Origin of the sequence: Desulfatitalea tepidiphila (assembly GCF_001293685.1) — a bacterium.
GTDB classification, from domain to species: Bacteria; Desulfobacterota; Desulfobacteria; order Desulfobacterales; family Desulfosarcinaceae; genus Desulfatitalea; species Desulfatitalea tepidiphila.
In genome coordinates this window covers 764,272-783,844 of sequence record NZ_BCAG01000003.1, presented here as the reverse complement: position 1 = coordinate 783,844, position 19,573 = coordinate 764,272, and the positions used below count along the sequence as shown (strand labels likewise).

Genomic DNA, 19,573 nt, shown 5'->3' with positions numbered 1-19,573 from the left:
TTTTCGGCGGAGTCATACCTGTAAACGCCGGCATCCAGGACTTATGGAAAATAATGGACTCCGATTCTAAGGGCTGAGGGAAAGAACGAAATTGTCCTTTGCGCGACATCCTAACCGTGAAAACGACAACCCGTACAAACCCTTTCTCGTCATATTGAAATAGCTTGCCGGGTCTTTCAAAATTGCATTAAATTCGTACGGGTGCAGGCCGGATTCGAGCAAATGAGTGGCCCGGTGCAAACAACATCGAAATCGGCAGAATTCCTTCACTTGACGCTTAAAACTTAACACTTAAAACTCTTCTTTATTTCAAAACTACTGGCTTGTTTATTGGAGCTGACTATTGAAACGCTATGTGATCCTGATCGCATCCGTAGCCATGCAGATGTGCCTCGGAGCGACCTATTCCTGGTCGGTCTATGTTCAGCCGTTGAAGGATTCCACCGGGCTGCTGCAGGGTCCGGTGCAGCTGCCATTTACCCTCTTTTACTTCGCCTTTCCCGTGACCATGATTTTCTCCGGCCAACTGCTCCCCCGCCTGGGGCCGCGAATCTGCGCCGTGGGGGGCGGGCTGCTGTTCGGCTGCGGATGGATCGTGGCCGGTTGGGGCAATGATCTTTTTCTCTTCACCATGCTGGGTATCGGGTTGATGGCAGGGGTCGGTGTCGGATTTGCCTACATCGTACCCATCGCCACGTGTATCCGCTGGTTTCCCGATCGCAAGGGGCTGGTCACCGGCGTTGCCGTGGCCGGATTCGGCGGCGGGGCTGCACTGGTCAGCCAGATCGGGGCCTGGCTGATGACCGTGCAAGAGGCGACGCCTTTTGCCACCTTTCAAATCCTGGGGATCGCCTTCATGGTCCTGGTGGGCGGCGCGGGCCTGTGCATGCAATACCCGCCGGACACACACATGGGCAAACCACCAGCTGGAAGCCTCGGCCGGATTATCTCCCAACGCGACTTTCGAAGACTTTACCTGGCCATGGGATGCGGACTGGCAGCGGGTTTCACGGTCAATGCCAATCTGAAGGAACTCTTTATCGGCGGCAGCCTGGCCGCCGGGGTCACGGCCGTAGGATTGTTCGCACTGGCCAACGCCGCCGGTCGTATCACCTGGGGATGGCTGTTCGACCGCCTTGGCGGAAGGGCCATGGTCAGCGCCAACCTGCTGTCCCAGGCCCTGGTGCTGCTGCTGGCGCCCTGGGTGCTGGTATCCTCATGGGGATTGCTGCTCTTTGCCGGGCTTACGGGGTTCAATTACGGTGGTGTCCTGGTACTCTATGCTTCCAGCGTAGCCCACCGCTGGGGCAGCGCCGCCCTGGGACAGGTGTATGGCCTGCTCTTTTCGGCCAATGTGCCGGCGGCCCTGGCCCCGTTGCTGGCCGGCCTGCTGTTCGATGCCACGGGCAGCTTCACGCCGGCGCTCTATCTTATCGCCCTTTTGATCGTCGGGGCGGCCTTTCTATTCATGCACTCTCCGAAAAACAAAGTAGATTTATCAACCGTTCAACATGCAAAGAGGTGACACCATGGAGACTTCCGCACCTGAAGATTTGAAAGAGCCCGACATTACCCGAGAGGAGATCCTCAAAATCGAGGAGGCCGATTTCCACCCCGGCCATGTCTGCATCGTCACCGGGGCCGGCACCGGCATCGGACGGGCCACGGCCCTGGCCGCGGCAGCCAACAACCTCACGGTAGTGGGACTGGACATCAACGCCCCCGAAGGCGAGCACACGGCCCGGTTGGCCGGTGAATTGGGCGGACGCATGCATTTCGTGCTCACCGATCTGACCGACGACACCCAGGTCAAAGCGGGCGTGGATCAGGCCGCCCGCCAGGGATCCATCAAGTACCTGATCAATATCGCCGGCATCCAGCATATCGATCCGGTCGATACCTTTCCCATGGAAAAGTACGACCTGATGCAACGGCTCATGCTCCGCGCTCCATTTTTTCTTTCTCAGCTGGTCATCCCGCACATGCGCCGATCCGCCGACGGCTGCGGTGTCATCGCCCACATGGCCTCGGTTCACGCCCACATCTGCACGGCCAAAAAGCCGGTCTACAACATCACTAAGTTCGGGCTGCGCGCCCTGGCGCAATCGATCAGCGCCGAGGGAGAGGGTCGTATCCGCTCGTTCACCGTCAGCACCGGTTTCGTGCGCACGCCCCTGGCGCTCAACCAGATCCCGGCCCAGGCCGCCCAGCGGGGCATCTCCCAAGAGGCGGTGGTCCGGGACGTGATGATGGGCAAATCACGCATCAAGACCATGATGGCACCGGTGGAGGTGGCCAACCTGTTTCTCTTCGGCATGTCCAGCCATGGCAAGTATCTGGTGGGCGGCGATCTGCTCTTCGACGGAGGAATGGTGCTGACCTACTAGAACGAAAAGTCAACATCGTCGAGAAAAAGGTTACGGACAAGTTTCCGTCAGGTCAGGCTTTACATTTTAAAACCTTCAAACTTGAAAATCCACTTGCGAAACTGGGATCAAAGCGCCGGCAGGTAAATCTCCACGGTGGTCCCCTGACCCGGCTTGGAATCGACCCCGATCCATCCGCCGTGGTTTTTCACGATGCCGTAAACCGCCGGCATGCCCAGACCACGCCCCGTGAATTTGTGCGTATAGAATGGCTCGAAAATCCGCCGCAGGGTCTCGGCGTCCATGCCCTTGCCGGTATCCCGCACCGTGAATCGAACATAGTGCCCCGGAATCATGCCGGGCATCTCCCTGCACTGTTCTTCATCCACCTCCACGCTGTGAAGCGCGATGTCGATGCGTCCACTCTCCTCGATGGCCTCCACCGCATTATCGACCACACTTGACACCACCATTTGCAGTTGCGTGGGATCAGCCGACACTCGCGGCAGTCCTGAAGGAAAGTCAGGGGAGAAAGCAATATCCTTGCCGGACGGCTCCGTCTGCTCCTCCAGAACATGTTGCACGAATCCCGCAACATCGATCGGTTGGCTCTGGTATCTCCCGCCCCTGGCATACGCCAGCAGCTTCTGGATCAATTCGGCAATACTCTCGCAATTGTCGAAGACTCTGGTGAATTCCTCCGCTTTCAGACGCCGCTCGCCCGCAATCATCTTCATCAGCTCAAGATGTCCAACGACGCCCATCAGCAGATTGTTAACCTTATGCGCCATGCCGCCGGCCAGGACGGCGATGGCTTCCATCTTGTTTGCCTGTTGCAGCTTTTGATGCATTCGGTTCATTTCGGTCACGTCTGTGAGGCTGGCCTGGATCGATACGGTCCGGTCCCGGTGATAGACCGTGGTGCAATTGACGATGACATCCACCAGTGCCCCATCTTTTCGTTTAAGTCGGACACTGGCGCTCTTCGCCGCATCATTGTCAGCAAATTGCGCCAACCACTGTCTGGCATCCTCCTCATCGAGTTCGTCCACGACCTGATTCAGGCGAATCCCCTGGCGGAGCTCCGCATCGTCATACCCGATGAGCCTCAACCCGGCCGGGTTGATGTAGGTGATGCGCAATTCGGGATCGATCTCACAGATGCCCGTGGGTAGTTGGGCCACCAGCTCTCTGTAGCGTGTCTCGCTTTGAGCCAGCTCCCTGAACAACAACGCGTAAGGCCGCTGCAATCCCGTTTCGATAATCGCCTTATAGATCAGCCAGAAGGATCCGAGCTTGAACAGGTGCCCGACAAAATTGGACAGACCGTAAACGCTGACGTAGAAGGTGAAGGCCAGTTCCGAGGCAATGGTAAGTACAATGGAAACCCCCAAGGCGAGGTAAACGACAGTGTTGAACTCTCTTCTGCGGCGCATGAGGTTCCACAATCCCACCAGTAAAATTGCAGCGATCGCATACTCGCTGATCTTCTTGAAGCCAGTCAGTCCTTCCCCCTCCACGAAACACGATGGAAATATCGGCCAGAAGAATATGCTGCCGATCACCAGGGCGAAAATAAACAGGTAGGCGTAGACGGCGCGATGGAGGATCACCATACGGTTTGAAAACAGCGGCACCACCAACAGGGTAAGGCTTTCGATATACCGGGCGGCGATCCAGAGCTGGGTGGCGATATTCGCGTCATCGAGTTTTAAAACCCCCATACCTTTGTAAGCGATGGTATGCAGCAAGTCGATGCCGCCGATCACCAAATAGGCGGCGCCCAACACGATAATGGCGCCGTTTTGAATATGAATTCGGGTATTCCAGGCAAAAAGAAAAATGGCGGACGCCACTACGACGCTGAACATTTCAATGATGACGTGAAACGAGAGAAAGCTGTAGTGTTGCAGGCCAAAAATGGCGATGAGACCTAATCCGCCGAGGATAAGGTAGTGTGCGAAGTTATGCACAGATCCCGGATCCCTTATTAGGTCGAAGAACGACTGGGTGTTGGTCTCTGAAGGTGGGCGCAAGCCGGCTCCTAACTGGGCAGAAGAGGTCAGCAGGTATGTGACTGAAAATAATTATATTACAATATCGGTCCGATGCAAGCCCAACTGGGCTGTCTTGGGGGGTTTAGAATAGGGTTGACATCGTCTCCGCGGGCGCTCGGAAACTGAACAAATGCTCGGTTCGAGGTTGACAGAGAAAAACCTTCCCAATAGAATTCGCCAAAAAGGAGACTATTATGACTTCAAAAACCGCTGTTCCCGCTGCCAACTTTGTGGACCTCGTAGCTCTGCCCTTCTTAAAAGGTCTGCGCACCTCTTTTACCAGCCTGGCCGAGATGATCGCCGTGCGGGCCGAGGAGATCCCCGACCGTCGCCACGTGCTGTTCGGCGATGATTGCCGCACCTATGCGCAGACCAACCAGAACGCGAATCGCGTGGCCAATTTTCTGATCGACCGGGGGGTCCGCAAGGGCGACATCGTCTCCCTGATGATCATGAATTCCCCCCAGATCTACGATGTCATGTTCGGCGCGCAGAAGATCGGGGCTGTGGCCGGACTCCTCAATTTTTCACTCAAGGGCCCCGAAATCGCCTATGCCCTCGATCATGCCCGACCGCGGGTGGTGTTTGTTGGTGATGCCTTCATGGCCGATTTTGTCAAGGGCTACCACGCCGCGACGCACAAGCCGATGGTGGTGGAGGTGGTCGGCGACGGTGTCAGACGCGAGGAGATTTCTCAGACCACCCTGGCCGACATTCTCGCTCAATACCCGGATGACGCGGCATTTGAGCCCCAGGGGTTGGAAGATCCCGCCCTGATGCTCTATTCGTCGGGTACCACGGGGCGGCCCAAAGGGATCATGATCTCCAACGGCAACCAACTCTCCATCTGTCGCGCCATGGCCCGTCTTGGCCTGGTGCAGGGCGACGACACGATGTTGATCCTGCTGCCCATGTTTCACACCAACCCCATCTGTGTGTGGACCTATCCCATGACCTTCTGCGGGCAGACCCTGTGTATCCGCCCGTCCTTTTCACCCAAGGATTTCTGGCCGGCCATCCTCGACAACGGCGTCACGATCCTGATGGGCGTGCCCGCCATGTACAACTACGTCTATTACTCAATCGATCCTTCCCAGGTCGATCGTGCCAGACTCAAACTGCGGTGGGCCTTCTGCGGTGCGGCGCCCCTTTCCATCGATTTGATCAAGGGCTTCAAGGAGCGTTTCAACGTGGAAATCGTCGAAGGATACGGCTTGACCGAAGGCACCGGCATCTCCACGGTCAATCCGCCGCTCGGCCGGCGGAAGATCGGTTCTATCGGGATCGCCCTGCCCGAGCAGGAGGTGCGCATCCTCGACGACGATCTCAATGAACTTCCGGTCGACACGCGCGGTGAAATCTGCGTCAAGGGCCCGAACACCATGCTCGCCTACCTGCACGACCAAAAGGCAACGGCCGAGACACTGCAACACGGCTGGCTGCGCACCGGCGACATCGGCACTCAGGATGCGGATGGTTTTTTCTATGTGGTCGACCGCAAGAAAGACATGATCAACCGCGGTGGTGAAAATATCTATCCCAAAGAGATCGAGATGGTGCTCGAAAGCCATCCCCTGATCGTGGCGGCCGCGGTGATCGGCTATCCCGATGCGGCGCTGGGCGAAAGAGTCAAGGCAGTGATCGAACTGTCCGAACCGAATGCACTTTCGGCCGAAGCGGTCCAATCCTACCTGGCCGACAAGCTGGCGCGCTACAAGATACCTGAAATCGTGGAGTTCATCGACCAGATCCCGAGAAATCCGACAGGGAAGATATTGAAGAAGGAGTTGAAACGCGCCCAGAGCGCCGAGGGGATTTGACCTTTTTACTTCCCCCGCCCCGCCCGGCGGGGTTGTGCATATCGCAGGTAGTGTCCGTAAAGCCGGGGATGCACCCGAGAGAAGCGGTCGAAATCCCCCGTCATCTCCATGCCTGGGATAATGGCCCGCACCACCGGCAATCCGAGGTCGGACCGGGTCAGGTCGACGTATATCGGCTCGAAGCCGTTCACCTGCAGCAGCCGTTCCAACAGCATGAGATTCTGCTCCGCATCACCGCGGTCGTAATCGGGAAGCGCCTCCAGGGGCACCCGCACCGCGGCCGGCGGCAGGGGCCGGGAGGGCGGCCCATTGGGAAAGGGATAGGGCGTTTCCGTGAGGGCCGAAACCAAGGCTTTCCGGGCGTCAAGCGCGGCAGCAGTGCCGGCGGCCACCTGCCCTTGCCCGTCCACCACGAAACACTTGCAACACGGCACACCCAGCGGACCGGTCAGATCGAGAAAGCCCACCTGAATGCCTCGCTCGGCATAGCTGCGGAGCAGGTTGGCGATGCGATCCTCGCTGGTTTCCACATCAAAGCATAGCTCCGGCACATGAGGGATGGTGGCCGCGCTGTCACGTTCAATAAGCTCGAGCAGCGCCTGGCACTTGGCCTGAGAGTGGGTGGACCCGGCGCCCAGGCCGTTGGAGCCCAGCGCCGAAAAGAGTTTGATCTCATCCAGATTGCAAAACAAAAACACGCATTGAGACGGCACCAGGATGGGATAGCGCCCGTCCTTTCCGGCCGCCTGACCCTCGACCCAGTACAATGGCTCATCCCGGTAAGGGGCTTCCAGGCCCAATCGGTTCGGATCAAGGGCGGCCCTGCCCCTGCAGGTCAGATCGGAAAGCCGGGCATGCACCAGGGTGCGGGTTGTCCGATATCCCACCACTTCATCACCGGCGATACCGGCATAGGCGCTGACCCGCTCGACGACCTCCATTACGCAGGCCACCCGGGCCGCTTCCAGTTCCAAACCTCTGCCAAAGGCAATCTGCTCGCCCTGGAGGCGGTAACGATGCCGGCCGCAATCGACGCTCACCGCCAATTGCCAGTTGCGCAGCAGGGCGATGGGACTCAGGGAGGCCTCGTGGCGCATCTCCCCACCCACTTGAATGCCCGCTGCGGTCAAACGTTCCAGTGCCAATGCGGTGATTTCCCCGGGATCGAGCGGCGCTGCGATGTCTTGACCGATCCGGCCTTTCCCGATCTGGTCTTCAATGGATAAGGCCAGTCGCTCCAATGGTTCCTCTACGACCAGGGCACGGGCCACGCTTTGCGCATCCGCCGGCGATGGCAGACCGATCTCCTCGGGTGCGGGCAGTGCCTCGTGTTCCAGAAAGTTGGGCCGCAGGCGATCGATCCAACGCCGGTGCAACCGATGATCGGCCTGTCGGTGCGCTTTGATGAATACCAGGGGTGAAGCCTTGGCCAGGCGGCCGCGCTCTCTTTCAGGAAACAGCCCGCGCAGGGCGGCCAACGGCTCAATGAGCAGGCATGCCTCGAAAAAAAGCGCTTTTAAAAACAGGTCGTCATCGGAAACTTGAAGAACAGCGCGTTTGAGGTCCTGCGGCGTCCAGGCGCCGACCAGACGCAACACGTGCTTGCGAATGAACTCGTCGTTGGGGTGGCGGCGGGCCTCGTCCAGCGCCTCTTCGAAGCCATAAGGCTCGGCGGGAACACAATCAAAATACCCGGTCGCCGCCTCGGTCTTGATGCGGGTCAGTTGGTAGTTCAGCAATTCGGGTGGGTCTGAATCCATATGGCGCCTTCGGTGTGCCCCTTGGTCCATTTTTTCCTTTTTGATGGCCCTCATCCCACAGACGCTCGTCCGGGTCAAGCGCCGCTTGACCCGAATCCCACCGCGATGCCATTACGGGCAATCCATGCCGGCCGATACGATCGGTTTCAAAAACGCAAACCGGCATCTGGATGAGGCTCCCAGGCAAAAAGCCGAGGGCGGCCCCAGTGGTGGCCGCCCTGTTAACTTGTGTTGGGTTCTTGAAGGGTCAAAGTATCAATCGATCAGAAACTCCGCCCGGCGGTTCTGGGCCCAGGCCGATTCGTCGTTTCCTGAAACTGCCGGCCGCTCTTCACCATAGCTGATCGTCTCCACCCGTTCGGAGCGGATACCCAAATCCAACAAAAAACGCTTCACCGCTTCGGCCCGCCGTTGCCCCAAGGCCATGTTGTAGGCTTCGGTACCGCGAGCATCGCAGTGTCCTTCCACCGTTACCGTCACGTCCGCGTGTCGACGGAGATAATCCGCCTTGCCGATGAGCCGCTGGGTGGCCGGGCCGGTCAGAAGGGCACTGTCGAAATCGAAGTAGATCTGCTCTTCCAACAATTCCGACGTGGCGGCTGCCCCGGAATCGGCAGCCGCCTGGGGTGTTTGAGACGCTTGTCGCGCTTCGACCGAATCGGTTTTGGCGTCGACACTTGCCGATGCTGCCTCTTGGGACGGTTCGGTTTGCGTTGCCTGCGTGGCGCACGAAACCGTAAGCATCGCCATCGAAACGATCATCAGAGCCAGAGCCAACCATTTGATTCTTTTCATTTTCTCTCCTTTTTTGGGTTACGAGCGAACCGTGTGAAGGCAAGGCCTTCATTTGCCTTCCAAGGCTGTTTGCATCTTCGGCTTTTTTGCACCGGCCGCCCTTTGACCTTCCGAATATTCCAGTTTCTCCTCAAACCGCTGCCTGCTGAGATGGGCGATGCTGTTCAGGGCCTTGACCGATGCCATCTCCAGGCTGTCGACGATCTGGCCGGTGGTGGAGGTCAGCTTGGCGTGAAACAGCAACAGCGGGATGGCCGCCATCAGGCCGAAGGCCGTGGTATTCATGGCCACCGAGATGCTGGCCGACAGCAGGTCGGCCTTTTCCGCCGGGTTGGCGTTGGCCACTGCCGTAAAGGCTTCGATCAGCCCCATGATGGTCCCCAAAAGACCCAGCAAAGTGGCGATGTTGGACAGCAACGCCACGTAAGGCGTGCGCTTTTCCAACTGCGGGATGATCTCCATCATGCTCTCTTCCATGGCGATCTCGATGTCTTCGCGGCGCCGCACCGCTCCCTGACGCGCCAGTCCCATGCCCAGCATGCGCGAAATGGTGGATGTATCCTTGTCGACAATGGCCCGGACCTTGTCGAAATCCCCTTTGACCAGCATGGGATGGAGGGTATTCCACATCTTGCGATTCACGCTCTGGATATGCGCCAACCGGGCCCAGCGCTCCAGCGCAATGGCCATGCCGGCCGCAAACACGAACAGAATGGGATACATGAACAACCCACCCTTCTGAAAAAATGCCACCATTGTAGTGATTCCCATGGTTTTCCTCCTGATAACAGGCAAAGCGCCAAATTAAGATGTCCCGCCTATCCGGCGGGCAGAAAATCGATCGGATAAAGTATGGTCATTTTGGGTACCCCTTCCTTGGGGCCAAAATTGAACCGCCGGATACGCTCGACGATCATCGCCACCAATTCCGGCGATCCCAGATCGGTGGATTCCACTTTGCACATTGACACCTCCCCACTGGTTTCGATGCTGAGGCGCAGCAGGATCTTGCCCCGCAGGGTCGGGTCCTTGCGCAATTCACGGTTATAAATCCGATACAACGTCGCTTTGTAGCGGTCGAAGACGATCTGAATCTCTTCGTCGGTCCGGCCTGCGCCCGGGCCGTCGCTCAAAGGCCGCGCCGATTCGGCGATATCGGCAATGGCGCTTTCGACCGGACCGGAACCGTAACCGATGCCGTTGCCAGTGCCACCGCCGCCACCCTTGCCGATGCCGCCGCCCCCCAGCCGGTCGACATTTCCATAGCCGACATTGCGGCTGACCGCGGCGTAGGCGATACCGCCGCTGGATCCGCCCTTGGCCTGCATGGCGACCAGTGATCGCTGGGCCACGGCCTGGCCTGCCACCCGAGGACTCCCCTTGGTCACCCGGGCCTCGGTGCCCAGCTTCGCCACGGGCGTCTCCGCCATGAGATCCTTGAAGGTGTTTTTGAATGCCAGCACCCCGACCCGCTCGGCCTTTTTACGGGCCGCGGCCTTTCCGCCGCCACCGCCTCCCGCCTTGGCCACCTGGGCTGGTTTGGGTGACCCGCCGGCCTCTTTGGACGGTTTTTCGGGCTTGGCCGGCTCGGGTTTGGGCTGGGTCGTCTCCTGGGCCGTTTTTATCTCTTCCTGAGGCGGCTTGTTCACGGGTTTGGGTTGCGCCACCGGTTTGGGCGGCTCATTCTTCACCAGCTTGGCGAGCCGCTCGGGAATCTCGACCACGGCCACCGAACGGTCCGGGACCGGCACGCTGACCATCTGGAACACGGCGCCGCAGATGAAACAGACCAGCAAGGCGACCAGTACGGCACGGCGGAAACGCTTTTCGCTTTCGGCCTCCCTGGTCCAGGGCATGATCATGGCGCGGTGGGGAACGGAAGAGACATCTCTTTCGATGACGAATTCTTCCTTGCGCCGCTCCTCCCGGTCGTATGCGTCGCGCACCTCTTCGTAGAGGAAATCCAGCTCGCTGGTGTGCCGTTCGATCTGCTCGCGCAGCGACGCTTGCTTTTCGAGGAAGCCGCTGATCTCCCCTTCGAACCGCGCCACGCGATCGCGCACCCGCTGAAGGTGTGCGGCGGTATCTTCGGCAGGTGCCATACCGTCCCAGAAAAGTGTTTCCGCCTGCAGTTCCCCCAGCCGATCGAAGGCCTTGCAAACGTCCCGCAACGCGTCGAATCGCTGGCGCTCCGCGGCAAATCCTTCGAGCTCCGTTTCGACGGCGCGCAACTGACCCGCCAGGGCTTCGCATTGCCCCTCGATACGCTGGATCTCGGCATTCAGCGGCATCAATTCTTCTGCTAACATGGATGTGGATGTATTCACGGCGTTCACGCTAAGTTTGGGCGGCCTTCTGGATAACGGCGAGTGAAATACGACCGTATCCAGAACCCGTGCAGGTTGACATGATTTTTTTAAGCGCGCTGAACGGTATGCTTTTGTCCGCAAGGATGGTGACCTCCTTGCTGTCCACCACCGTTCGGGTGCTGATCCCGATGATGTTGCGTTCCAACTGCTCGAGCCGCGCCGTAATTTCCCCTATCGTTTCCTTGCCCGAGGTCAGCAACTCGGCCGTTTCGATCACGGCCTCCCCCTGGACCAGCACCACGTCGGGACTGACCATGATGACCACCGTTTCTCTCGGCTTGGCCTCGGCAATGGAGTCCGGCAATTTGATCTGTTTGGGCGCCTCCACCGCTTCCCCCCCAGACGAGTGAAACAGAAGAAAAAAGACAAGGATGGTAAACACATCCATCAGGGAGGTCAGGTTCAGTCCCGATACCTTTTTTTTGTTGCGCGCCATGCGCTTCAGACGTCTGCTGTTCTTCATGGTGCATCTCCTATGGATATATCCGGGAAAAGGACCACTTTGCGAACCTCTTCACCCTCTTCCGCCATGATCTCCGTGCCCCTCACGGCATCCATGATCTGGATCAGGTAGTCATATTCGATATCCGGCTCCATCAGGACCGTGGCGTCCTCCTTCTCAGGATATTGGGCCTTGAGGCGCAGCAGCATTTCGCCCAGCATCTCCATATCGTACTGCCCCTCCTTTTTTGGGATGGCCGCCTCCACGCTCGATCCGTTGGCGATTTCGAAGCCGGCCTTGCGAACGATCACCTCGATGGCGAAGTTGGGTGTGTCGATGGCCGAACCGCCCGAACTGGTCGGCACGCTCAACTCCATGATCGTCACGCGCGAAAAGACGGCGCTGATGAGCAAAAATGGAATCAGTACCACCATCAGGTTGAGGAAGGTGGTGATGTCCAGGGCGGGTGTCTCCTGCATTCGTATTTTTTTCATTTCTCGTCGGCTCATAATCAACTCGCCTCAAATTGACGTTTGGCGTAATTGGAGATGCTGTTCAGGGCCTTGACCGATGCCATCTCCAGGCTGTCGACGATCTGGCCGGTGGTGGAGGTCAGCTTGGCGTGAAACAGCAACAGCGGGATGGCCGCCATCAGGCCGAAGGCCGTGGTATTCATGGCCACCGAGATGCTGGCCGACAGCAGGTCGGCCTTTTCCGCCGGGTTGGCGTTGGCCACTGCCGTAAAGGCTTCGATCAGCCCCATGATGGTCCCCAAAAGACCCAGCAAAGTGGCGATGTTGGACAGCAACGCCACGTAAGGCGTGCGCTTTTCCAACTGCGGGATGATCTCCATCATGCTCTCTTCCATGGCGATCTCGATGTCTTCGCGGCGCCGTACCGCTCCCTGACGCGCCAGTCCCATGCCCAGCATCTGCGCCATACTGGATTTGTCCTTGTTGGCCATTTGGCGCGCCTTTTCAAATTCACCCTTGGCCAGTAAGGGGTGCAGCTGCAGCCACATCTTTCCATTGGCATTCCGGATGCGGTACAGCTGGATCCAGCGCTCGAAAGCGATCGCCACACCCACGGCAAACACCAGCATGATCGGGTACATGAACATGCCGCCTTTCTGAAAAAAGGCCACCATTGTATAGAATCCCATTTTTTCCTCCTCATCAGAACAACTTCACTATTTCGCGGTACTCACGCGGTAGAACTCAAGCTGCCGCATGAAGACATCACGATCCACGGGTCGCTCGCCCTCGTTGAGCATCGAGTCCAGGCTGGTCTCCATGCCGATCTGAGAGCTTTTCCAGGGCACGATATAAAGCGATTTGGGCGCTTCGTCGTTGCCGACGATGGACATGCCGGAAAGTTCCTTGGTCTCTTCGTCCGTCTGTTTCGCCTTCTCCTCCGCCAGCGCCGATCCGAAAGAAATCAACACCATGCACAAACAGATCATCCAGCAACGATACATAACCCCTCCCCATCCAAATCCCTCGAAGCCTCCGACACCCTCGCCCCCGACATCTCCGCTCACCCCCCCGATAGACGCACCCGGTTCAAATAACATGGCGGACTCACTTTTGTTCCATCCGCCCTTGAAGATCCGCGATCCACAGCCTGACCTGCCCATCTTCCGGCGCTCCCTCGCTGTATCGTTGGTAGTGTTCCAGCGCGCAGGCCGGATCATTGAGATAGAGGTCGCACAGAATCGCAAGATTCTTATGCACGGGGTAGTAATCGGGATAGTGCGCGAGCGCCTTTTCATAATGCGCCCGTGCTTCGGCGAAACGCCCCGTCTCACGGCACAGCAGGCCGTATAATTGGCAGGCCACCGGATGATCGGAAATCAAGTCCAGGGCCGCTTTCAGATGCGTCTCGGCCTTGTCCGCCTGATCGATGGCCTGGTAAGCCAGCGCGAGATTGATATATGGGGCCGTGACCCCCGGCGACTGGGCAATCACCTTTTCTATCAGCACGATGGCCCCGGTATATTCCTTCCGGTTCAACAGCTGCACGGCCTGCTCGAATGCTTCGCGACCCGCTGCATCCAATTGGGGGACCTCCCGTATGACAAACCCTTCACGCCCGGCTGCGAAGCGCTCCATGGCCTGCCCCTGCGCCGTGGTCGGCGAATGCGGGCCGGATACGGCGGCCGGTCGACCGGAGATGGCACACCCCGTCAACAGGAGTGCCGCCAGTATCACCCAGGCCGAGATAGCGCCGATGGGTTCGGCGTTCCTTGTCCCTCTTCTGCATGGCATACTCTGTCTTGCTTTCATCGTCGTCATTCCCATCGTCTGCTCTACTGCTCCACGGATTCCCGTGCGGCGCTTTCCGTTGTCTCGCCGGCTTCAGGCGCCACAGGGGTTTCACCTGCCTCGGCCACAGGTTCATTCATCGGCCCCGGGGATGATACAGGCGCTTGCGCTCCGCCGTCGGGATCTATTGCCGCCTCCGACCCGGACGCTTCGTTTGGCTGTCCGGCAACCGCTTCCGGAGCTTGCGGAGCCGGACGCACGATCTCGTAGACATAACCTTCCAGTGAATTCATCACCCGGCCGCGATCTTCGGGTTTGTCATAGCGTGCGGGAACCAGAGCGGCCAGTTTTTGCAGACTCTTGTCGACCCAGCGATTGTAAACGCCGATGGCGATCAGCTCCAGGTTCTTGGTATGCACGGTGATGGCTTGCTCCTCGAAAGGATAGGCCTGCTCTTCGATGGCCAGTTCGTACTCCTCCAGTTCCAGTGAATCGAGGCCCTCGGGGCGTTCCGAAGTGAGCAACGATTTGCAAAAATGAGCATATATTTCAGCCAGATAGTAGGTCGCCGCGGCGGTCGTCTCTCCGATTTCATAGGCCATGAGTGCATTGAAGGCCCGGGTCGCCGATTTCATGCGATCGCGCTTGGTGCGCAGATTCTTCTCGAAGGGCTTGACCAGCTGGACCGCCGTGAACCGCTCGTAATCCGCCTCGGCCAACACCAGGGCGGCAGATGCGGCAATGAAACGCGTCCGCGGGGTGCGTTCCGCACCGGCGTCCGCCTCGATAGCCACGATCTGTGCCAACTCCGCCATATAGGCGTCGCGATCGCTCAGGGTCTTGAGAATGTCGGCGATTTTGTTGCGCGTCTCAAGATGGATCTCCACCGGCTGCGGGAAGAACGCCACATAGCGCCGATAGACGGTTAGGGCCTGGGCGGGTTGATGATCCTCGGCATACAGCTCGGCCGCCACCAGCAGCGCCTCTCGCCGGATCTCCTCATCCGTGGCCTCGGTTTCGATGCGCTCGTATTCGGCGGCCGCCTGGGAAAGCTGGCCGTTTTCACGGTAGACATAGGCGATCTTCTTGGTCACTTCGGGTTGCAGGGGATGGTCCGGGAACGTGTCGCGGAAGCCGACGAGCACGGCCGCCGCCGCCGGCCAATCCTTGAGTTGAATCAGCGCCGCGGCACCGTCATATTCGGCATTGGCCCGCAATTTGGAAGTCGGCGCGCTGCGGCCCACCCGCAGGAAATGGTCGGCCGCCGCCCGGTAATCCTGGGCGGCATTGGCCTGCTCGCCCTGCTTGTAGATGGACGCCGCCAGGTTGTCGATCACTCCGGGACGGCTCTTGTCTTCCTGCGGCAGCAGGGCCAAAACCTCCATATATGCGGCTTCGGCATCGCCGTAGCTCAACAGTTCATAGGAGGCGTGCCCGACGACGAGATGCGCGGCGCGCAGGACTTCGGTATCGCTCTGGGGAAAGGTCGCGAGCAATTTATTCGCGGCCGCCAATGCTTCCTGGTACGCCTTCATGACGTATAGATCATCGGCTGCCGCACCCAGCACCACGGCTGCCTTCTGGTGGGCGGGAAAGGTATCCGCGAACTTCAACGAGCTGCGAACCACTTCGCGCTTGACCCCGTCCTGCGCTTCGGGAACCGCGGCGGCCAGCGCCTCTCGGTAGGCGTATACCGCCGCATAACCGGCGGCGGAGGAGTTCTCGTCGGCCGGATAGCCATAAGCCGTTTTTTCATACTCCACGGCCGCTTCGCCGAAGGACCGGTTTTCAAACAAAAGATCCGCCAGGCGATAATTGATCATCGGCGACGCCTCATCGGCAGGGAAAGAGGCCAAAAATTCCCGATACCAGTGCAGGGACTCCTCGAAATGCTCGGGCTGGTCGTCCTTCTGGCGCTTATCCTGGTAGCAGGCGTGATAATGGGTCGCCAGGTCCTTGAGGTTGGTTTTCAGGTGGTCCAGGACCTCCGGTCGGCCGGCCGGATCGAAATGCTCCCAGTAGGGGGCCTTGAGCCCGTAATTCCGGGCAAAGGCCTTTTTGGCATCGAGCACCAGGGTCGGGAAACCGCCGGAGGTGTGAATCTCGATCACCCGCATGTGAAAGTTGGGCGCCGATTTGTGGAAGGGATTGCGGTCCACGAAGGCATTGTAAGTGGCGCTGGCGTCGGCATAACGGCGCTTGTCGAAGTAAAATTCCGCCAGGTGGCTGTAAACGCGGTCTTCGTAGCTCCGCTGACCGTAGTCGCCGAAATACGCCACCACCGATTCGGCGCCGCCGAGATTGGAAAAGCCCAGGCTGATCACGCGGAAGGTGTCCTCCAGGCGCTTGCGTTCGGTTTCATCCTCGACCGTCTCGAAGTCTGTGCCCGTGGCGACTTTGTAGTCCAACAAGGCGATGAAGCGGTGCAGCGCGTCTTCGTAGAGTTCCTGTTTGTAAAAGGTCCAGCCGAGCTTGTAGAGCGCGAGTTCGTAGTAAAACGATCCCACGCCGATATCGACGATGGTGGCATAGGCCTCCTCGGCCTCCAGGAAGCGCCGGTGGGCGAAGAAGAATTCGGCGCGCCGGAACTGCACCTCGTCAACATAATGGGATTGCGGAAACTCGCGCACCAGGCGATCCATCACCGCCATGGCTTCCGGGATGCGGCCGAGCTCTTCGTAGGCGCGCGACATCTGGTACAGCACCTGGTCGTTGCGATCGTACAGGGGATATTCATCGAGCAGCCGCTGGTATAGCTCCACAGCCTCCAAGGCCCCGGCCCGCTCCAGGTCATCGGCCCCTTCGGCACCGGCCGGCAGATCGAGCTTGCGCTCCTCGTTGCCGATCGGCGTCTCACCCCGGGTGGCCCGTTTTTCAAAATCGGCCTCGGATTCCGCCTCGCCCGGTCCCTGGGCCGGGGTTGCGCCGGTCCCATTGGCGGGCGCCCCGATGGGAGACAACTTCGGGCCGGACGCTTTTTCAGGGGCGCTCAACGCGGGTGCAGGCGCCCGTCCGGTCGCAGCCGCCGTATCGGTCAGGGTCCCGTACTCTTTTTCGATCTTCAAATCGGCCAGTCGCCGAATCGCCTCGGGCGCCAGGGCCGCATCCGGCGTTTCATCCAGGAAGCGCTGATAGCTCTGCATGGCCTTGTCCAGACCGCCTTCGATCCGTTCTTCCTTGATGTCGATACGCACGTGACGCAGTTTGGCAATGGTATCCCTGTCGCCCATGGATTGGCATCCAATCAGCATGCAGGTAAGCATGCCGGCAACCCACAAGATGCATCGTCGACGCGAGATCATTGAGCCACCCTCTCCTCGGTCTGGGCCCTGGTGGCCCTGTCGTAGCTGTCCGCCAAGGCGAAGCGCGCTTTGATCTGAAACTCGGCCAAACGCTCGCGGCGCCGGGTGAGCTCGCTCACGGCCATCCCCTCGAGCATGTTTCCCTGGCGGGCCATCAGCGTGTCCACCTTCTCTCCCGCCGTCCGGATCAGGGACCTCAAGCGGCGGATCGTATCGCCGTAACCCTCGTAACTCTGGGAAGCCGCCTGCCGGGTGCGCACAAAAACCGTATACTGCCGCTGCATCAGCGCCACCTCGTCGTTCAGGTCGCGCAGATGGGTGTGAGCCTCGGTCAGCCGCCGGTCGTAATCGGTATACATGTTCCAGTCCAGAACGCCGCGCAGACGCCGGATCCTGGCGACATCCGCCGCGCTCAGGGTATCAGCGGCGCCGGCCAGATGCGCGATGCCCTCGCCCAGGATGCGTTCTGCCGATGTGGCCAGGTAGTCCGGGCGGGGCACCACCAGCATGGCCTGGAGCCGCTTCTCGATGCGGTCGCGCTGCTCCAGCCGGAGGCGCATGCGGGAGTCGAGCTGACGGAAGGCCCGGTCCAGATCCGGCAACAAGGGCTGATAGTATGCCCGGCGGTGTGCGATGATCTCCTCGAAGGCCTCGAGGTCCCCGGTCCAGCTGGACAGCCGCTTGCGCAAACCCTCCAGGTCGAGATAGTTCTTCAAGGACTCCTGGAAATCATGGGAGGCCATCAGGTCGAGCAGGTAATAAGTCTCAGGCGACTGGGGAAGCTCGCGCAGCCGCACGACCCAGTTGGCATCCTGCTTCAGTTCTTCCCGCACAAGGGCTTCGAGAAAATGGCCCTCGCGAATGCGCTTGACCGAAGCGTCGAGCTTGTCGATTTCGGTGCCGAACTTTTCCAGCGCATGGCCATACAAGATGGCTGCCTTGGCATGGACGGCCAACTTGCCGTAGGCGTATGGCAGGGCCAGCAGGGCCTCCTGAACCGATGCATCGGTGACCTCTCGCGTCACCAGGATGCTCCAGGGCACCAGCGCCCGCTGGAAATCGTCCCGATAGGCATCCGCCCAGCCCGAACCCAGCAACGCGCGGTTGGAAAAAGGCCCGCTCAAATGCACCCGGTCGAGCACCAGTTTGGCGTTTTCGTAGTTTTGCTCCGCCATCAGCTTGGAACCGAGCACCAGGTTCGATTTATCCTTGATGGCCTGGATCAGAGAGCCGGCGCCGTCCACCTGGCCCGCCCGATCGAGCTGCCGGCGCCCTTCCTGCTCGTTTCCATCGCGCAACAGGGCGATGCCCAGGTTGTAAGTGCTGAAGCCCTTGAGCGACCTGGCGTCCTGAAGTCCTTGCAGCACCTTCGCCGCATCGGCGAAACGGCCGTTGGCCATGAGGATCTGGGCGCGCAGGAAGGCCACATCCTCACGAATCGCATCGGGCACATCGCCGCCGATGCGGTCGATGGCGTAAAGGGCGTTGAGCGGCTGGTCTTTCTGGAAATAGATCCGGGCCAGGCGGTAAATGGCGGCATTGCGCACTTTTTCAGGCACATTGCCTTCGATGACGGCGGTAATGGCGCGGCCGGCCCGGCGATGCATGCGGTAGGCCAGTTCAAAATCGCCCACATCGAATCGAGCCTCGTTCAGGTGGTGGTAGAGCGTATCGAGCTCGGGCTCATCGACGCCGCCGTGCTGGGCCAATTCTGCGTCGAGCCGGGCGATGGCGTCGAACCACGACTCTTGAAATGCATGGTAGAGCGCCTCGCCGAAATAGAGATCCTTCAGCTCCGCCGGATCCGACGGATCGGCTGCGGCCGGACCAACCGCCGCCATAAGAAGAACCAGAATGAGAATCAGCCTCGTCATATGCTATCGATCCTTGAAAGTGACGCCCTGGGCGGAGAGTACGATCTCCACGAATTTGGGGCCCACGTCCTTGACCACCTTGAAATTCCCGGTTGTCTGAAGATCCCCGCCACCGGTCGATTTACCGACGACCGACACCTGCAGGTCATGCGTCCCGGACCGCAGGTTGCCGGTGTAGATGCGCTGCACGCCGCCTTTCCGCAAAGCCTCCAGCTCTTTGAAGGTGTAGATGTGGTGGGCCACCTGCTGGCCGCCCAACCGGATCTCCGCCGCGTCGAGACGGAAGCTTTCGCCCCTGGCCAGCGATACGAAGAAAGCCACCTGGGTGTTGGAGGGGTAGAGCAGCTTCTCTTCCAGCCGGTTCAACTCCGCCGCGATGCTCAAGACGTCGGTCTTGATCTCCTGTACCTGCTCGTCGAGCCCCTTGATCTGTTCACGGGAAATCTCCTGGCCATGGGCCGGAAAGCCCAACCCCAGCAGCAACATCCCCAATCCCAATGTTTTCCATAATGTCTTCATAACCG

At 59.4% G+C, this 19,573-nt stretch carries 16 protein-coding genes; 3 read left to right on the top strand and 13 right to left on the bottom strand.

The annotated features are described in order from the left end of the window. The first annotated feature begins 343 nt into the window (after positions 1 to 343). Positions 344 to 1,525 carry an MFS transporter gene (locus tag DFT_RS07940; protein WP_076750448.1) on the top strand — a complete coding sequence of 394 codons (1,182 nt, stop codon included), beginning with the start codon at positions 344 to 346 and terminating at the stop codon, positions 1,523 to 1,525. Between the two features lie 4 nt (positions 1,526 to 1,529). Next, entirely contained in the window at positions 1,530 to 2,387 is an 858-nt protein-coding gene (locus DFT_RS07935; RefSeq protein WP_054030681.1) for an SDR family oxidoreductase, read from the top strand. A gap of 107 nt (positions 2,388 to 2,494) precedes the next feature. On the opposite strand, the gene DFT_RS07930 is transcribed toward DFT_RS07935, so the two are convergent. Next, positions 2,495 to 4,339 (bottom strand): MASE3 domain-containing protein, encoded by a 1,845-nt coding sequence (locus tag DFT_RS07930; RefSeq protein ID WP_054030680.1) that lies wholly within the window; start codon positions 4,337 to 4,339, stop codon positions 2,495 to 2,497. Between the two features lie 278 nt (positions 4,340 to 4,617). Here DFT_RS07930 and DFT_RS07925 point away from each other — a divergent pair, with 278 nt between their 5' ends. Continuing rightward, entirely contained in the window at positions 4,618 to 6,243 is a 1,626-nt protein-coding gene (locus tag DFT_RS07925; RefSeq protein ID WP_054030679.1) for a class I adenylate-forming enzyme family protein, read from the top strand. 5 nt (positions 6,244 to 6,248) lie between these two features. Here the strand turns inward: DFT_RS07925 and DFT_RS07920 are convergent, their stop codons facing one another. The 12 genes from DFT_RS07920 to DFT_RS07865 form a co-directional block, all read right to left on the bottom strand. Then, entirely contained in the window at positions 6,249 to 8,003 is a 1,755-nt protein-coding gene (locus tag DFT_RS07920) for a YcaO-like family protein (protein WP_076750652.1), read from the bottom strand. 255 nt (positions 8,004 to 8,258) lie between these two features. Beyond that, positions 8,259 to 8,798, bottom strand: a complete 540-nt coding sequence (gene pal, locus DFT_RS07915; protein WP_054030677.1) for a peptidoglycan-associated lipoprotein Pal — start codon at positions 8,796 to 8,798, stop codon at positions 8,259 to 8,261. 48 nt (positions 8,799 to 8,846) lie between these two features. Beyond that, complete coding sequence (locus DFT_RS07910; RefSeq protein WP_054030676.1) at positions 8,847 to 9,569, bottom strand: MotA/TolQ/ExbB proton channel family protein; 723 nt, start codon at positions 9,567 to 9,569, stop codon at positions 8,847 to 8,849. 47 nt (positions 9,570 to 9,616) lie between these two features. Continuing rightward, positions 9,617 to 11,089 (bottom strand): AgmX/PglI C-terminal domain-containing protein, encoded by a 1,473-nt coding sequence (locus tag DFT_RS07905; RefSeq protein ID WP_200907043.1) that lies wholly within the window; start codon positions 11,087 to 11,089, stop codon positions 9,617 to 9,619. Between the two features lie 46 nt (positions 11,090 to 11,135). Continuing rightward, on the bottom strand, positions 11,136 to 11,630 hold the full coding sequence (locus tag DFT_RS07900) for an ExbD/TolR family protein (RefSeq protein ID WP_054030675.1): 495 nt from the start codon (positions 11,628 to 11,630) through the stop codon (positions 11,136 to 11,138). Then, positions 11,627 to 12,103 (bottom strand): ExbD/TolR family protein, encoded by a 477-nt coding sequence (locus DFT_RS07895; protein WP_200907042.1) that lies wholly within the window; start codon positions 12,101 to 12,103, stop codon positions 11,627 to 11,629. The genes DFT_RS07900 and DFT_RS07895 overlap by 4 nt, the downstream gene beginning before the upstream one ends. Positions 12,104 to 12,120: 17 nt before the next feature. After that, a complete protein-coding gene (locus DFT_RS07890; protein ID WP_054030673.1) occupies positions 12,121 to 12,771 on the bottom strand; it encodes a MotA/TolQ/ExbB proton channel family protein in 651 nt (216 codons plus the stop codon). 27 nt (positions 12,772 to 12,798) lie between these two features. Further along, the gene (locus DFT_RS07885; protein WP_054030672.1) at positions 12,799 to 13,086 is read right to left on the bottom strand and encodes a hypothetical protein; all 288 of its coding nucleotides are present in this window, start codon (positions 13,084 to 13,086) and stop codon (positions 12,799 to 12,801) included. Positions 13,087 to 13,189: 103 nt separating this feature from the next. Further along, the gene (locus DFT_RS07880) at positions 13,190 to 13,876 is read right to left on the bottom strand and encodes a tetratricopeptide repeat protein (protein WP_054030671.1); all 687 of its coding nucleotides are present in this window, start codon (positions 13,874 to 13,876) and stop codon (positions 13,190 to 13,192) included. A 41-nt stretch (positions 13,877 to 13,917) separates the two neighbouring features. After that, entirely contained in the window at positions 13,918 to 17,103 is a 3,186-nt protein-coding gene (locus DFT_RS07875; protein ID WP_200907041.1) for a tetratricopeptide repeat protein, read from the bottom strand. A 68-nt stretch (positions 17,104 to 17,171) separates the two neighbouring features. After that, complete coding sequence (locus DFT_RS07870; protein WP_054030670.1) at positions 17,172 to 19,049, bottom strand: hypothetical protein; 1,878 nt, start codon at positions 19,047 to 19,049, stop codon at positions 17,172 to 17,174. Positions 19,050 to 19,052: 3 nt separating this feature from the next. After that, positions 19,053 to 19,568 carry a hypothetical protein gene (locus DFT_RS07865; protein WP_054030669.1) on the bottom strand — a complete coding sequence of 172 codons (516 nt, stop codon included), beginning with the start codon at positions 19,566 to 19,568 and terminating at the stop codon, positions 19,053 to 19,055. Between the last annotated feature and the right edge of the window lie 5 nt (positions 19,569 to 19,573).

Excerpts from the sequence above, each read along its gene's own strand:
- DFT_RS07935 (WP_054030681.1), top strand. The coding sequence starts at position 1,530 with ATGGAGACTTCCGCACCTGAAGATTTGAAAGAGCCCGACATTACCCGA.
- DFT_RS07925 (WP_054030679.1), top strand. The coding sequence starts at position 4,618 with ATGACTTCAAAAACCGCTGTTCCCGCTGCCAACTTTGTGGACCTCGTA.
- DFT_RS07920 (WP_076750652.1), bottom strand. The coding sequence starts at position 8,003 with ATGGATTCAGACCCACCCGAATTGCTGAACTACCAACTGACCCGCATC.
- pal (WP_054030677.1), bottom strand. The coding sequence starts at position 8,798 with ATGAAAAGAATCAAATGGTTGGCTCTGGCTCTGATGATCGTTTCGATG.
- DFT_RS07910 (WP_054030676.1), bottom strand. The coding sequence starts at position 9,569 with ATGGGAATCACTACAATGGTGGCATTTTTTCAGAAGGGTGGGTTGTTC.
- DFT_RS07905 (WP_200907043.1), bottom strand. The coding sequence starts at position 11,089 with ATGCCGCTGAATGCCGAGATCCAGCGTATCGAGGGGCAATGCGAAGCC.
- DFT_RS07900 (WP_054030675.1), bottom strand. The coding sequence starts at position 11,630 with ATGAAGAACAGCAGACGTCTGAAGCGCATGGCGCGCAACAAAAAAAAG.
- DFT_RS07895 (WP_200907042.1), bottom strand. The coding sequence starts at position 12,103 with ATGAAAAAAATACGAATGCAGGAGACACCCGCCCTGGACATCACCACC.
- DFT_RS07890 (WP_054030673.1), bottom strand. The coding sequence starts at position 12,771 with ATGGGATTCTATACAATGGTGGCCTTTTTTCAGAAAGGCGGCATGTTC.
- DFT_RS07885 (WP_054030672.1), bottom strand. The coding sequence starts at position 13,086 with ATGTATCGTTGCTGGATGATCTGTTTGTGCATGGTGTTGATTTCTTTC.
- DFT_RS07880 (WP_054030671.1), bottom strand. The coding sequence starts at position 13,876 with ATGCCATGCAGAAGAGGGACAAGGAACGCCGAACCCATCGGCGCTATC.
- DFT_RS07875 (WP_200907041.1), bottom strand. The coding sequence starts at position 17,103 with ATGGGCGACAGGGATACCATTGCCAAACTGCGTCACGTGCGTATCGAC.
- DFT_RS07870 (WP_054030670.1), bottom strand. The coding sequence starts at position 19,049 with ATGACGAGGCTGATTCTCATTCTGGTTCTTCTTATGGCGGCGGTTGGT.
- DFT_RS07865 (WP_054030669.1), bottom strand. The coding sequence starts at position 19,568 with ATGAAGACATTATGGAAAACATTGGGATTGGGGATGTTGCTGCTGGGG.